A 13,050-nucleotide genomic window follows, 5' to 3' on the forward strand; every position below is an offset into this window, starting at 1 on the left:
AACGCCCTTCCCCCAATCGTCGCGCGATTGCCATGCTGTTGGCGGCCGTTGCGCTCCCCATAACCCCGCTTTTCGCGCAGAATATAGAGCCTCTGCCGGTGCCGGCGCAGACCGCGCCCCCGCCGGTCGCAGCGGCGCCGGCACCCGAGCCGCGTGTCGCGCCGCCGCCGGTGGTCTCGGTCGCACCGCGCGCGACGCAGGCCGCTCCGGTCGCCGAGGCCGAAGCGCCAGCCGCAGCGCCGCAGCGCCGGTCGGCGGAACGGTCGGTCGCGCGGCCCCGCGCCCGGCAGGCAGCCCCCGCCCAGGCAGCCGCAACGGCTGTCGCGACGCCGGTTGCCGTGGTACCTGCGCTCACGCCCGTACCCGCTGCGCCGCCCGAACCCGTTGCTTCGATTGTGGAGCCGGCTCCCCCGCCGCCGGCGGAACCCGTCGCGGATGCACCTGTCGCTCCGGCGCCTGCGCAGGCGGGTAGCGGGGCGTGGTTGTGGCTGATCGCTGGGCTTGCCGTGATCGCGGCTGTCGCCGGCCTGCTCGCCTGGCGCCGCCGCCGCGTGGTGGAGGATGATGGGCTGGAAGGTTATTATGATGAGGTGGACGAGCAGATCCCGCATCGGCCGGTCGCGCCGACGATCGAGCCCATCCCCGACACGACGCCGAATGTGAAGATCGTTGCGGCGCCGATCGTGCCGCCCGCAGCACTTCATATGCCGGTGGTGCAGCCGCGCTCCGTCGCGCCCGACACGATCGCCCCCGAAAGCACTGTCGAAAATGCGGTCGACAGCAGGGGCGAGGATCCGATCGGAGAGATTGAGAAGGTTTCGGTCGGCAAGGCGGACAGCGCCGATGTCGGTGCGATGATTGCGGCTTCGGCCGCGCCGGCGGGCAGGCCCTGGCTGGAGTTGATCATGCGGCCGATGCGGGCGGGCACCAACAGCGACGATGCCGTCGTCGAGTTCGAGCTGACCGTCGGCAATGCGGGCGGCGTGCCGGCCAGGGACGTTCGCATCTCGACCTGGATGTTCGCGGCCGGATCGACACAGGATTCGGAGATGGAGCGGATGCTGATCGATCCACCGGGCGACGCGCAGCTTTCCGAGGTCACGATCGCGCCCGGCGACGGCACCCGTATCGAGGCCGCGATCGCGCTGCCGACCGCGCATGCCGCGAATGGCAGCATGTTGCCGGTGCTGGTCGCCGATGCGCGGTACACGCTGCCGGACGGCGGCGAAGGACGCACTTCGGCATCGTTCGAGATCGGACTTGCGTCCGGTGACACGATCGAGGGTTTTTCCACCGATCATCCCACCGGCATGCGCGAGGATATCGACGCGCGCCTCCATACGGAACCGCAGCACACCTGATCGTATCAGGGTCGTCGCGGGAGGGCAGGGCGGCTCCGTGAGGGGCCGCCCTTTCCATGACCGGCCCGGCCGATCGGTGCGCGGAAGGCATATACGAAGAAAGGGACGGCCCCATGCGGAGCCGCCCCTTTCCATGTTCGGTTCCGGCCGAAGCCGGAAGCGCGTCGCGAGCTTACTTGAGCTCGACGGTGGCGCCGGCCTCTTCGAGCTGCTTCTTCAGCTTCTCGGCCTCTTCCTTGTTCACGCCTTCCTTGACGGCCTTCGGAGCCGACTCGACCAGCGTCTTCGCTTCGGTCAGGCCGAGCTGCGTGATCGCGCGGACTTCCTTGATGACGTTGATCTTCTTGCCACCGTCGTTGACGAGGATCACGTCGAACTCGGTCTGCTCTTCGGCAACCGGGGCAGCAGCGCCGCCGGCAGCAGCCGGAGCGGCGACGGCAGCAGCGGCCGAAACGCCCCACTTCTCTTCGAGGAGCTTCGAGAGCTCAGCGGCTTCGAGAACGGTGAGAGCCGAAAGGTCGTCAACGAGCTTGTTAAGGTCTGCCATGTTGTATTCTCCATATGCGGGCATCGCCCGCCTGTTCGGTTTCAGTCAGGTGATCAGGCTGCTTGCTTTTCCGCATGCGCGGAAAGGACGCGGGCGATCTGAGCCGCCGGTGCCTGGGTGATGGTCGCGAGCTTGGTCGCGGGCGCAACGATGAGCCCCACGATCTTCGCGCGCAGTTCGTCAAGCGAGGGCAGCGAGGCAAGTGCCTTGATTCCCTCTGCGTCGAGAAGCGTGTCGCCCATCGCGCCGCCCACGATTTCCAACTTGTCGTTGGTCTTCGCGAATTCCACGATCACCTTCGCAGGTGCCACCGGATCGGTGGAGGTTCCGAGCGCCGTCGGTCCGGTCAGCATGTCGCTGATGGACGTATAGGTGGTGCCCTCGACTGCGAGCTTGGCAAGCTTGTTCTTCGTCACCTTGTAGCTGGCGCCTGCGTCGCGCATCTTCGTCCGCAACACCGTGGACTGGGCCACAGTGAGGCCGAGATTGCGGGTGACAACCACCACGCTGGTCTCGTTGAAGGTGCGGTTCAGTGCTGCGACCAGCTCGGACTTTTGAGCACGATCCATGCCATTCTCCACTCATGCCTGCCGGAAAGTCCGGCAAGCGGCTAAGCCCGCGGCGAGCCGCGGGCGGTACTAGTCCGGAGGGGAATGGTCACCTGCCTGATGGCAGAGGGCCCGAGCGCGCATAAGCGAGACACGGGCTGAAAACTGTTCCCCGTCTAGGCTGGATGTTTAAGAGGGCCGGAATGCCCCCACCAACTGTCTCGGACGGTATGACCCACCGGCGAACCTGCGGGCCAAGGCGCGGCGCATAGCAGATTCGGGGACTGGGTCAAGGTGAAGCAATCCTGCTTAAACCGTCATCCCGATGAAAATCGGAATCTCACTTCTTCTTGCAAAGCCAGTGAACAGGCAGGGAGGTCCCGATTTTCATCGGGATGACGAAAGGAAGGGGGCGATCCCCAAGCAAAAAGGCCGGAGCTTTCGCCCCGGCCTTCCTATTCGTTGGCAGATCCCGCCCGGCTTACGCCGCAGCGACCTCGGCCGTGTCGACTTTGACGCCCGGGCCCATCGAAGAGCTCAGCGCAATCTTGCGGACATATTTGCCCTTGGCGCCCGTCGGCTTGGCCTTCACCACCGCGTCGACCAGCGCGTCGAAATTCGCGCGCAGATCCTCGGCGGGGAAGCTCGCCTTGCCGATGCCGGAATGGATGATGCCGGCCTTTTCGACACGATACTCGACCTGGCCACCCTTGGCTGCCTTCACGGCTTCGCCGACATTGGGAGTCACGGTGCCGAGCTTCGGGTTGGGCATCAGGCCCTTGGGGCCCAGCACCTTGCCGAGACGTCCGACCAGACCCATCATGTCCGGGGTCGCGATGCAGCGATCGAACTCGATCTTGCCGTTCTGGACGATCTCGAGCAGGTCTTCCGCACCGACGACGTCGGCGCCGGCTGCCTTGGCTTCCTCGGCCTTGTCGCCGCGGGCGAACACGCCGACGCGGACGGTCTTGCCGGTGCCCTTGGGCAGGGTGACGACGCCACGGACCATCTGGTCGGCATGGCGGGGATCGACGCCCAGGTTCAACGCGACTTCGACGGTCTCGTCGAACTTGGAAGTGGCGTTGGCCTTCACCAGCGCGATCGCCTCGTCGACGCCGTGCAGCTTGTCACGATCGATGGTCTCGGCGAGCTTCTTCGCCTTCTTGCTCTGAAATGCCATTGGTTCAGCCCTCCACCACTTCGAGGCCCATTGCGCGGGCGGAGCCTTCGATGATCTTGGTCGCTGCCTCGATGTCGTTGGCGTTCAGGTCCTTCATCTTCACTTCGGCGATCTCGGCGAGCTTGGAGCGCGCGATCTTTCCGGCGGAAATCTTGCCCGGCTCCTTGGAGCCCGACTTGAGGCCCGCGGCCTTCTTGATGAGGAAGGTTGCCGGCGGCGTCTTGGTCTCGAAGCTGAAGCTGCGATCCGCATAGACGGTGATGATCGTCGGGATCGGCATGCTCTTTTCGAGATCGCCGGTCGCGGCGTTGAACGCCTTGCAGAATTCCATGATGTTCACGCCGCGCTGACCCAGTGCAGGGCCGATCGGCGGGGAGGGGTTGGCGGCGCCCGCGGGCACCTGGAGCTTGATATAGCCCGTTATCTTCTTAGCCATTGTCCATTCTCACTCTGTAGTCGGGGCGGTGCGCCATGACGCCTCGCCCTGTTTCAAGTTTAGCGGTCCAGACGGTGGCCGAGGCCCCCTCCCGCAGGCATTCGGGGGCAGGCCCCCAAATTCTTATTTGGCGCGCTCGACCTGCTCGAAATCGAGCTCGACCGGGGTGGCGCGACCGAAGATCGAGACCGAAACCTTGACGCGGTTCTTCTCGAAATCCAGTTCTTCGACGATGCCGTTGAAGCTGGCGAAGGGGCCGTCGAGCACCTTGACGCTGTCGCCGATCTCGTAATCCACCTTGATCTGGTGCTTGGGCGCCGCGGCGGCTTCCTCCTTGGTATTGAGGATGCGCGCGGCCTCCGCCTCGCTGATCGGCTGCGGCTTGCCCGAGGATCCGAGGAAGCCCGTCACCTTCGGCGTGTTCTTCACCAGGTGATAGACGTCGTCGTTCATGCTCAGCTTCGCCAGCACATAGCCGGGGAAGAATTTGCGCTCGGACTGGATCTTCTTGCCGCGGCGAACCTCGGTCACGGTCTCGGTCGGCACCTCGACGGATTCGACGAGCGCGTCGAGCCCCATGCGCGTCGCTTCGGCCATGATCGAGTCACGGACCTTGTTCTCGAAGCCTGAATAGGCGTGGATGATGTACCAGCGCGACATGCGTTTCCCTATTAGCTTCGGCTCAGCCGATCAGGCTGAGCAATGCCCGGACAATGGCGCTGAACGCCGAATCGATCCCGAAGAAGAAAAGCGCGAGGATCGTCGTCATGATGAGCACCATGACGGCAGTCATCACGGTCTCCTTGCTGGAGGGCCACACGACCTTTGCGGTCTCGGCCCGCACCTGCCGGATGAACTCGCCGGGATTGACCTTCGCCACTGTTCAAGCCTTCGAAAAATTCGTCAATACCAACGACAAATGGCCACCAGGCGCCTTTCCGAGTCTCTCGACCGGAGCCGCCCCGTGACCTCTCTGTCGCATCCCGGGCCAATATACCGCGCCGCCAATCAAGGCAAGCGTGGCAGGGGCAGAGGGACTCGAACCCACGACCCTCGGTTTTGGAGACCGATGCTCTACCAGCTGAGCTATACCCCTAGGACCGGGAAGACGCGCGACATAGCGGTGGACCGTGATGGACGCAAGAGCCGCAGGGACGTCGTCATGCCAAATCAGGCCGCTGCGCGACGCTGCTGGGCGCGGAGCATCAGCTTGCGCGCTTCTTCCGCGACCATCGGCTTGCCGAACAGATAGCCCTGCACCTTGGTGCAGCCCAGTTCGCGGATCATCTCGAATTCCTCCTCGGTCTCCGCGCCTTCGGCCGTGGTCGTCATGCCGAGGCTGTCCGCCATCGCCACGACCGCTCGGATGATCGCCAGGCTCTCCGCACTTTTCTTGGCGGCGCCCTGAACGAAGCTGCGGTCGATCTTGATCGTCGAGAATTGCGTCTTGCGGAGATAGCCGAGCGACGAATAGCCGGTGCCGAAATCGTCGAGCGCGAGGCGGACGCCCAGCCCCAATATCTGGTCGAGGATCGCGATCGCGCCCGTGCCTTCGCGCAGGAACACGCTCTCGGTCACTTCCAGTTCCAGCCGGTGCGGCGGCAGGCCGCTGTGCGACAGGGCGGAGATCACCGCGGTCACGAAATTGGGATCGCTCAGCTGTTCAGCGGATACGTTGACCGCGACGCGGACGGTGGGCGGCCAGCTCACCGCTTCCTCGCAGGCGGTGCGCAGCACCCATTCGCCGATCGGCGCGATCAGGCGTGCATCCTCGGCGACCGGAATGAATTTATAGGGCGGGATCACGCCCATTTCGGGATGCGTCCAGCGCAGCAGCGTCTCGAAGCCTTCGATCGCCGAATCATCGGCGGAGACGACGGGCTGATAGACGAGATGGAGTTCGCCCTTTTCGAGCGCGCTGCGCAGCGCGATCTCCAGCGTCCGCCGTTCCTCGGCATTGGCGTGGAGCTGGGGCTCGTAGACATGATGCTTGCCGCCGCCCGCATCCTTGGAGCGATACAGCGCCAGATCGGCGCTGCGGATGAGCATTTCGGCGGTGAGCCCGTCGCTGGGGCCGATCGCGCTGCCGATGCTGGCGCCGATATAGAGCGTGTGCTGATCGACCTCATAGGGGCGCGTCAGCGCCTCGATGATCGCATGGGCCAGTGTGTCGACGCGATTCTGGTCGCGCACGTCGAGCAGCACCACCGCGAATTCGTCCCCGCCCAGCCGGCCGCACAATTCGTTCTCGGTCATCAACTGGCGCAACCGCTCGGCCACGCGGCTCAGCAGCCGGTCGCCGACCGGATGGCCGAGCGTGTCGTTGACCGCCTTGAAGCGATCAAGGTCGATCATCATGAAGCCGCACTGGCTGCGCCATTGCTCGGCATGCTGCATGGCGCGCGCGAGCGTCTCGTTGATCATCATGCGATTGGGCAGGCCGGTCAGTGTGTCATAGCGCGCGAGGCGGTTGATCTTGTCGGCCGAATCGCGTTGCGCCGTGACGTCGGAGCCGACACCGCGAAAGCCGAGAAAGGCGCCGCGATCGTCGAAACGCGGCGATGCCGACAATTCCCACCAGCGTGTCGCGCCCGCGATCTTCACCGGCAGGATCAGATCGGCGAAGCTCTCGCGGCGCTTGAGCTTTTCGGCGAGTTCGCGAAGACCCGAGGCGAAATTGCCCGCTTCCCAGCTCTCGCCCGCCAGGATGCGCAGCAACTGCTTGCCCTCGAGTTCCGCAAGTTCGACGCCCAGCGCCGCGGCAAAGCGTGGCGAGACATGTGTCAGGCAGCGCGCGGCATCGGTCTGCCACAGCCAGTCCGCGCCGGTATCCTCGAACTCGCGCAGCAACAGGCTGACGACTTCCTTCTTTTCGGTCAGCGCCTGGTCGGACACCAGCGATTCGATGAAGCGCTTGCCGCTCAGAAAGGCCATGCCGGCCAGCATCACCGTGAAGACGGCATTTGTACCCGCGAGCATCGTCAGGCCCAGGTTGAGGGCCATCACGCTGAGCGCGGTGCCGACGATCGCGATGAACAGCATCGTCCCCAATGGTGCGACGGTCAGTACCAGCGCGGCTGCGGCGGCCAGGCCGCTGAGCACGGCCCAGACCATCAGAATCTCGTTGATGCCGCCGCCCTTCACGAAGAAAAGGGCCGGCACTGCCCAGAGCGCGCCCGACAGCGCCAGCGCGATGGTCTCTCGATGCAGTTCGGTTCGTGTCGCCGTGCGCAATGCCCAACCGCGTACGCGCCATTTGCGCGATGCGATGTGCACGCCGAGCGCCACGATGACGATGCCCCAGCCATAAAGAGTCATGGGCGGGATGCGCGCGGCATGGGCGACGCAGATCAGCGACGCACCGCCCAATACGGCGAGGAAGCGGATCAGCGTGCATTTGTACAGGGCGTTGAGCTGAGCGGCGCGGATAGCGCCCCAGTCCAGCCGCTTGTCCTCGGTCAGGCCGAGCGCTGCCGTCCAGCCGATCCGCGACGACGCTTCATCGATATGCGTATTCTGATCCACCTGGACCGGATAACGGGCAACTGGTTAGCGATCGGTTGAGACGCGCTCAAAAAAAGTTCGTCGCCGACCGGTCCATCGTCCCTCGCCTGTCCTCAGGCGGCGATATCCAGCGGCTGGATCTCTCCGGAAAGGTACAGATTGCGCGCCTTGGCGCGGCTGAGCTTGCCCGAGCTGGTCCGGGGCAATGTGCGTGGCGGTACAAGCTCGACGACGCAGTTCATGCCCGTGATCGAGCGCACCTTGTCACGGATCTCGTCGCGCAGACGCGCGCGTTCCGCATTGTCGGATGTGCGGCACTGGACCAGCACCGCCGGAGTCTCTTCGCCGCCGGGCGTGGTGATGGCGAAGGCCGCGATGTCGCCGGACTTGAAACCGGGAAGCTGCTCCACCGCCCATTCGATGTCCTGCGGCCAGTGATTCTTGCCGTTGATGATGATCATGTCCTTCGCCCGGCCGACGATATAGACATAGCCATTGGACATGTAGCCCATGTCCCCGGTGTCCAGCCAACCGTCCTTCAGACAGGCGTCGGTGGCTTCCTGGTCACGAAAATAGCCGACCATGACCGAGGAGCCACGGCACCAGACCTTGCCGATCGCGCGGTCGGGCAGGGGCGTGCCGTCCTCTTCGCGGATCTGGACTTCCATGTCGCGGCACGGCTTGCCGCAATTGACGACGGCGCGATAACGCTGCGGCCGATCGCTATTGCCCATCGCGCCGGAAAGCTCGGTCTCCTCGACCAGTTCGACGACGATTCCCTCGCCCGGCGGCATGATCGAAACCGCAAGCGTCGCTTCCGCCAGGCCGTAGCTCGGCACGAAGGCGGAGGCCTTGAAACCTGCGCTGGCAAAGGCGTCGACGAAGCTCTGCATCACGTCGGGGCGGATCATGTCGGCGCCGTTGCCGGCGATCCGCCAGCGCGACAGGTCGAAGCGGTCGGTATTGGTCTGGCTGGAAATGCGGCGTGCGCAGATGTCGTAGCCGAATGTCGGCGAATAGCTCATCGACGTGCCCGGATTGCGGCTGATCAGGTCGAGCCAGGCGAGTGGGCGCCGTGCGAAATCCTCGGTCTTGAGATAATCGGTCGAAACCTGATTGGCGATGGGCGAAAGGAAGCAGCCCACCAGCCCCATGTCGTGATACCAGGGCAGCCACGAGATGCAGCGATCGCTGTCCTGCAATTCCATGCCGTGCGCATGTGCGGCCAGATTGTCGAGCAGTGCGCGATGGGTGATCGCGACGCCGTGCGGAAAGCGTGTCGATCCGCTCGAATATTGAAGATAGGCAATGTCGGTCGCCTGTGCCGCCGGCAGCGGCACCTCGGATCCCGGTGCGTCGGCGAAGCTTTCCCAGTCGATTCCCTCGACTCCGCACGCCGTCGCGGCATCGCCGGCCATTCCGGCCAGTTCGGCGGGATAGAAGAGCAGCTTCGCATCGGCGCTGCGCAGCTGGACGCTGAGCTGGTCGACATAGGAATCGCGTCCACCGAACGATGTGGGCAGCGGCAGCGGCACGGGCCACGCACCGGCATAGATCGTGCCGAAGAACAGGGCAGCGAACTCCGCCCCGGTTTCGGCGATGAGCGCGATGCGATCCTGCGGTTGCACGCCATGCGCGATCAGCCGATGGGCGCACGCCAGGGCGTCTTCACGCAGTTCGGAAAAACGATAGGGGCGCACCAGTGCGCCGCGCGCATCGTGGAAGTTCAGGCCGCGCGATCCCAGCGCGGCATAATCCAGCGCTTCGCCCAGCGTCTCGAAATCGGAGTAGCGGCGCGCGAGGGTATCCTCGATCGGCGTCGGCTCAAGCATATTCATTCCTGCGACCTTAACAGCGGAAACCCTGGGTTCGGCGAGCTCCAGCATATTCCTTGCTCTCGTTCTTCCCGGCGGCGGGCGTATTACTGACGCCATCTGCCTGGGTTTCCCCACCATGAACCTGCTTTATTAGCGCAGTGGACGCGTTCAAAATCCGGCTCGACTGTGGCATAAACATGGCGGTGACCCAAGAGACGCGCAGATCACCCACCCCGCTGGACGCGGATACGCTGCAGCGCCTCGCGCTCAACTATGCCGGTCGCTATGCGACGACCCGCGCAAAACTGCGCTCTTACCTGTCGCGCAAACTGGCCGAGCGTGGCTGGGGCGGGGACGAAAGGCCCCCTGTCGAGGCGCTGATCGAAAAGATGACGGCGCTTGGTTATGTCGATGATCGCGCCTTTGCCGAGGCGCGCGGCGCCGGCCTCACGCGGCGCGGCTATGGCGCGCGTCGGGTTGCGGACGCGCTGAGAGCGGCGGGCATCGATGAGGCGGATGCCGAGGGCGCACGCGTCGCCGCGCGCTCGGCGGCATGGGATGCGGCGCTGGCCTATGCGCGGCGGCGGCGGATCGGCCCCTTTGCCGCCGAGTCGGTCGGCGGCGGGCCACAGCGGGAAAAGACGCTCGCTGCGTTGGTGCGTGCCGGACATTCATTTGAAATTGCTCGGATTCTCGTCGATTCGACGCCAGGCGAAGTTCCCGACGACCCGAATTGATACAAATGTGCGTACCCGGTTTCAGAAACGAACCAATCTGTGTTACGCATTCGTTCTGAGACTCATTCTTGGGGGAGATGGGCTCGCGTGCAAGAGTCGGGAGCTATGCATAGCAGCGCACATGGCGTGGAGCCGTCGGTCGTGGAGACCGGCGAAGGCATTGTTGCGGCCGAAGTGCTGGAAAAGCACGACGGGACGATGAAGTGGTTCGATTCGACGCGTGGTTTCGGTTTCATGGTGTCGGACGACGGCGCTGGCGACGTGTTGATTCATTTCTCGGTGTTGCGCGATCACGGGCGGCGGAGCCTGCCCGAGGGGACGCGTGTGAGTTGTCTGGCGGTCCGGCGCAATCGCGGGCTCCAGGCACGCGAGATCCTCGACTTCGATCTCGAAACGGCGGTCGTGCCCGATCCGGAGCGGCTGTCGCCCGAGCGGCGTGATCGTGTCGATCCTGCCGAGATGGTCGATCAGGCCGGGCCGTTCGAAACCGTGCAGGTCAAATGGTTCAACCGCGTGAAGGGCTATGGTTTCCTGCTGCGCGAGGATGGTGAGACCGACATCTTCGTCCATATGGAGACGCTGCGCAGGGCCGGGCTTGGAGAAGTCGAGCCGGGCCAGCTGATGCGCGCGCGCTGTGTGAGCGGCAATAAGGGCCTGCTCGCGGTTCTGGTCGAGCCGTTAGAATAATCGTCATGCGTCCGGTGATCCTGACGGCAGCCTGTTTGGCCGTGGCGGCGCTGTGCGGCTGCCAGGGCAGGGCGGATCAAACCCCCGCAAGGGAGCAGGATGTCCCCGCAACGGAGCAGGCGGCGGCATTGCTGCCACTCACGATCCGGACTGGGGCGGGCGTTCGGCAGTTCCGGGTGGAAGTGGCGCGGACCGAGGTCGAACAGGCGCGCGGGCTGATGTATCGCACGTCGTTGCCCGAGGATGGCGGGATGCTGTTTCCGTTCGCCCAGCCCGGGCCACGCAGCTTCTGGATGAAGAACACGATCATCCCGCTCGACATGATCTTCATCCGCCAGGACGGCAGCATCGCGCGCATCGCGGAGGAGACGATTCCGCAGTCGCTCGAGTCCGTCGCGTCCGGCGAACCCGTGATCGCGGTGTTCGAAATCGCCGGCGGCCGCGCGGCCGCGCTCGGCATCGCGGAAGGCGATCATGTCAGCTGGCCCGGCGGGCCGACGGCGAAATAGCCGACGGGCAGCGCAAAACGGTTTTCTCCTGGCGCGCCATCGGGTAACGGGAACTCGCAATGGGCATCTTCAAGAACATCTTCACCTGGTGGGAAGGCGCGACCTTCGGCACCGCGATGGGCACCATCTTCGGCGGCGCGCGCGTCGGCGAGGATGCGCAGGGCAATATCTATTATGAGGCGAAGAAGGCCGAAAATGGCCGCAAGCGCCGCTGGGTGATCTACAAGGGCGCGAACGACGCGAGCCGCGTGCCGCCTGAATGGCATGGCTGGCTGCACGGCACGCTCGACGCCATCCCGTCCGAGGCGCTACCTGCGCCGCGGCCCTGGCAGCGCGAAGCGACTCCGAATCTCACCGGAACCGGCGATGCCTATCGTCCGTCCGGTGCGCTCGAAGCCGGCGGACGCCGCGCACAGGCGACCGGGGATTATGAGGCATGGGCGCCGGACGCATGAATCGTCGGCTGGTCGCCGGCCTGGGTGCCGCCGGGGTGATCCTGGCCGGCTGGGGCGCGGCGATGGCGCTGCAGAATCAGGCGGAACCCGCCGCCAATGCCACCGAATCGTCGAACGCCGCCGCGCCCGCCGACGCGCCTGCGAATCGGGCACGCGGGGCGACGCCTGCGCCCGCGCCATCGCGTGGAACCACGCCGATGGCCCAGCGCGAAGCGGTGATCGGCCTGCTCAACAAGCGCAACGGACTGTCGCGCGACCTCAGGATGAAGCCGGGCCAGGCGCTCAGGGTGGGCGATGTCATCGTACGGCTGCGCGCCTGCGAACAGACTGCGCCCTGGGAACCGGAGCAACTGACCGGAGCGTTCGTCCAGCTCGACGTCCGCGGTTCGGACGACAAATGGCGCCGCGCCTTTTCAGGCTGGCTCTACAAGGAAACGCCGTCGCTCAACATGGTCGAGCATCCGGTCTATGATGTCTGGACCAAGGCCTGCACGATGCGTTTCCCCGATATCGGCGCCGAAACCGAAACGGTGTCGTCGGGCGAATCGGGCGCGGCCAGTCGCTCGAGTGCGCGGAATTCGGGTGGGGGCACCGCGACGCCAGCCGCCGAGCCGGTGGAAAGCGCACCGTCCAGCAACGCGACATAGTCGTCGCGGGGAATCTCGATCGCGCCCAGCGATGCGAGATGGTCGGTGATGAACTGGCAGTCGAGCAAGGTGAATCCGCCGACGCGAAGCCGTGCGACGAGATGCGCCAGGGCGACTTTCGATGCGTCGCGCCTCCGGCTGAACATGCTTTCGCCGAAGAACGCACCACCCAGCGTGATGCCGTAAAGGCCGCCGACCAGCACGCCGTCCTGCCAGGTTTCGACCGAATGCGCGTGGCCGCGGCTGTGAAGCTCGCGGCAGGCCACTTCGATCTGCGCGTTGATCCAGGTTCCGGGACGGGCGGGCGTTTCCTCGGCGCAGCCGGCGATCACCTGGTCGAATGCGGTGTCGACGGTGACCTGGAAGCGATCCGATTTCAGCGTCTTGGCGAGCGAGCGCGACAGATGGAAACCGTCGAGCGGCAGGACGCCGCGTTTCTTGGGCTCGACCCAGAAGACGCGATCGGCGGCACGATCGTCCGCCATCGGAAACACGCCGCACCCATAGGCGCGCAGGAGCATGGTCGTGTCGAGCGGTTGCACGGTTGAAATATGGCGCTGTGTGTCGCCGCAATCAACGGCATGTGTGACCTGGAGCGATTTGTCGTTCGATGGACTCATCA

At 65.0% G+C, this 13,050-nt stretch carries 15 protein-coding genes, 1 tRNA gene and 1 pseudogene; 7 read left to right on the forward strand and 10 right to left on the reverse strand.

Going from position 1 to position 13,050, the window contains the following annotated elements:
• Positions 1-32: 32 nt before the first annotated feature.
• Positions 33-1,361 (forward strand): LPXTG cell wall anchor domain-containing protein, encoded by a 1,329-nt coding sequence (locus AC3WN8_RS09280; protein WP_492669121.1) that lies wholly within the window; start codon positions 33-35, stop codon positions 1,359-1,361.
• Between the two features lie 172 nt (positions 1,362-1,533).
• Here AC3WN8_RS09280 and rplL read toward each other — a convergent pair whose 3' ends face one another.
• From rplL to secE, 6 genes are all read right to left on the reverse strand, one after another.
• The gene (gene rplL, locus AC3WN8_RS09285) at positions 1,534-1,908 is read right to left on the reverse strand and encodes a 50S ribosomal protein L7/L12 (protein WP_492669122.1); all 375 of its coding nucleotides are present in this window, start codon (positions 1,906-1,908) and stop codon (positions 1,534-1,536) included.
• Between the two features lie 53 nt (positions 1,909-1,961).
• Complete coding sequence (rplJ, locus tag AC3WN8_RS09290; RefSeq protein ID WP_492669174.1) at positions 1,962-2,477, reverse strand: 50S ribosomal protein L10; 516 nt, start codon at positions 2,475-2,477, stop codon at positions 1,962-1,964.
• A 460-nt stretch (positions 2,478-2,937) separates the two neighbouring features.
• Complete coding sequence (gene rplA, locus AC3WN8_RS09295; RefSeq protein WP_492669123.1) at positions 2,938-3,636, reverse strand: 50S ribosomal protein L1; 699 nt, start codon at positions 3,634-3,636, stop codon at positions 2,938-2,940.
• A 4-nt stretch (positions 3,637-3,640) separates the two neighbouring features.
• The gene (rplK, locus tag AC3WN8_RS09300; RefSeq protein ID WP_492669124.1) at positions 3,641-4,072 is read right to left on the reverse strand and encodes a 50S ribosomal protein L11; all 432 of its coding nucleotides are present in this window, start codon (positions 4,070-4,072) and stop codon (positions 3,641-3,643) included.
• A 123-nt stretch (positions 4,073-4,195) separates the two neighbouring features.
• Positions 4,196-4,732, reverse strand: a complete 537-nt coding sequence (gene nusG, locus AC3WN8_RS09305; RefSeq protein ID WP_492669125.1) for a transcription termination/antitermination protein NusG — start codon at positions 4,730-4,732, stop codon at positions 4,196-4,198.
• A 22-nt stretch (positions 4,733-4,754) separates the two neighbouring features.
• Complete coding sequence (secE, locus tag AC3WN8_RS09310; RefSeq protein WP_492669175.1) at positions 4,755-4,925, reverse strand: preprotein translocase subunit SecE; 171 nt, start codon at positions 4,923-4,925, stop codon at positions 4,755-4,757.
• Between secE and AC3WN8_RS09315 the strand changes: the two genes are divergently transcribed.
• On the forward strand, positions 4,852-5,040 hold the full coding sequence (locus AC3WN8_RS09315) for a hypothetical protein (RefSeq protein WP_492669179.1): 189 nt from the start codon (positions 4,852-4,854) through the stop codon (positions 5,038-5,040). The two genes, secE and AC3WN8_RS09315, sit on opposite strands and share 74 nt — an antisense overlap.
• A gap of 52 nt (positions 5,041-5,092) precedes the next feature.
• Here the strand turns inward: AC3WN8_RS09315 and AC3WN8_RS09320 are convergent.
• From AC3WN8_RS09320 to AC3WN8_RS09330, 3 genes are all read right to left on the reverse strand, one after another.
• Positions 5,093-5,168, reverse strand: a tRNA-Trp gene (locus AC3WN8_RS09320).
• A 74-nt stretch (positions 5,169-5,242) separates the two neighbouring features.
• The gene (locus tag AC3WN8_RS09325; RefSeq protein ID WP_492669126.1) at positions 5,243-7,597 is read right to left on the reverse strand and encodes a putative bifunctional diguanylate cyclase/phosphodiesterase; all 2,355 of its coding nucleotides are present in this window, start codon (positions 7,595-7,597) and stop codon (positions 5,243-5,245) included.
• 92 nt (positions 7,598-7,689) lie between these two features.
• The gene (locus tag AC3WN8_RS09330; protein ID WP_492669127.1) at positions 7,690-9,408 is read right to left on the reverse strand and encodes a fatty acyl-AMP ligase; all 1,719 of its coding nucleotides are present in this window, start codon (positions 9,406-9,408) and stop codon (positions 7,690-7,692) included.
• A gap of 182 nt (positions 9,409-9,590) precedes the next feature.
• Here AC3WN8_RS09330 and AC3WN8_RS09335 point away from each other — a divergent pair, with 182 nt between their 5' ends.
• The 5 genes and pseudogenes from AC3WN8_RS09335 to AC3WN8_RS09355 form a co-directional block, all read left to right on the forward strand.
• Entirely contained in the window at positions 9,591-10,130 is a 540-nt protein-coding gene (locus AC3WN8_RS09335; protein WP_492669128.1) for a regulatory protein RecX, read from the forward strand.
• A 198-nt stretch (positions 10,131-10,328) separates the two neighbouring features.
• Positions 10,329-10,817, forward strand: coding sequence for a cold-shock protein (locus AC3WN8_RS09340; protein ID WP_492669176.1), 489 nt, complete (start codon positions 10,329-10,331; stop codon positions 10,815-10,817).
• Between the two features lie 5 nt (positions 10,818-10,822).
• Positions 10,823-11,326 carry a DUF192 domain-containing protein gene (locus AC3WN8_RS09345; RefSeq protein ID WP_492669129.1) on the forward strand — a complete coding sequence of 168 codons (504 nt, stop codon included), beginning with the start codon at positions 10,823-10,825 and terminating at the stop codon, positions 11,324-11,326.
• A gap of 59 nt (positions 11,327-11,385) precedes the next feature.
• Positions 11,386-11,781 (forward strand): NADH:ubiquinone oxidoreductase subunit NDUFA12, encoded by a 396-nt coding sequence (locus AC3WN8_RS09350; protein ID WP_492669130.1) that lies wholly within the window; start codon positions 11,386-11,388, stop codon positions 11,779-11,781.
• A 263-nt stretch (positions 11,782-12,044) separates the two neighbouring features.
• Positions 12,045-12,212, forward strand: a pseudogene (locus AC3WN8_RS09355) (DUF2155 domain-containing protein); the annotation flags it as partial.
• Between the two features lie 35 nt (positions 12,213-12,247).
• On the opposite strand, the gene aat reads toward AC3WN8_RS09355, so the two are convergent.
• On the reverse strand, positions 12,248-12,949 hold the full coding sequence (aat, locus tag AC3WN8_RS09360) for a leucyl/phenylalanyl-tRNA--protein transferase (RefSeq protein WP_492669177.1): 702 nt from the start codon (positions 12,947-12,949) through the stop codon (positions 12,248-12,250).
• Positions 12,950-13,050: the final 101 nt, after the last annotated feature.

This window comes from Sphingobium sp. FW305-3-2-15-F-TSA7 (genome assembly GCF_058787155.1).

Excerpts from the sequence above, each read along its gene's own strand:
- rplA (WP_492669123.1), bottom strand. The coding sequence starts at position 3,636 with ATGGCATTTCAGAGCAAGAAGGCGAAGAAGCTCGCCGAGACCATCGAT.
- AC3WN8_RS09350 (WP_492669130.1), top strand. The coding sequence starts at position 11,386 with ATGGGCATCTTCAAGAACATCTTCACCTGGTGGGAAGGCGCGACCTTC.
- rplJ (WP_492669174.1), bottom strand. The coding sequence starts at position 2,477 with ATGGATCGTGCTCAAAAGTCCGAGCTGGTCGCAGCACTGAACCGCACC.
- rplL (WP_492669122.1), bottom strand. The coding sequence starts at position 1,908 with ATGGCAGACCTTAACAAGCTCGTTGACGACCTTTCGGCTCTCACCGTT.
- aat (WP_492669177.1), bottom strand. The coding sequence starts at position 12,949 with ATGCTCCTGCGCGCCTATGGGTGCGGCGTGTTTCCGATGGCGGACGAT.
- rplK (WP_492669124.1), bottom strand. The coding sequence starts at position 4,072 with ATGGCTAAGAAGATAACGGGCTATATCAAGCTCCAGGTGCCCGCGGGC.
- AC3WN8_RS09335 (WP_492669128.1), top strand. The coding sequence starts at position 9,591 with ATGGCGGTGACCCAAGAGACGCGCAGATCACCCACCCCGCTGGACGCG.
- AC3WN8_RS09280 (WP_492669121.1), top strand. The coding sequence starts at position 33 with ATGCTGTTGGCGGCCGTTGCGCTCCCCATAACCCCGCTTTTCGCGCAG.
- nusG (WP_492669125.1), bottom strand. The coding sequence starts at position 4,732 with ATGTCGCGCTGGTACATCATCCACGCCTATTCAGGCTTCGAGAACAAG.
- AC3WN8_RS09340 (WP_492669176.1), top strand. The coding sequence starts at position 10,329 with ATGAAGTGGTTCGATTCGACGCGTGGTTTCGGTTTCATGGTGTCGGAC.
- AC3WN8_RS09315 (WP_492669179.1), top strand. The coding sequence starts at position 4,852 with ATGACGGCAGTCATCACGGTCTCCTTGCTGGAGGGCCACACGACCTTT.
- AC3WN8_RS09330 (WP_492669127.1), bottom strand. The coding sequence starts at position 9,408 with ATGCTTGAGCCGACGCCGATCGAGGATACCCTCGCGCGCCGCTACTCC.
- AC3WN8_RS09345 (WP_492669129.1), top strand. The coding sequence starts at position 10,823 with ATGCGTCCGGTGATCCTGACGGCAGCCTGTTTGGCCGTGGCGGCGCTG.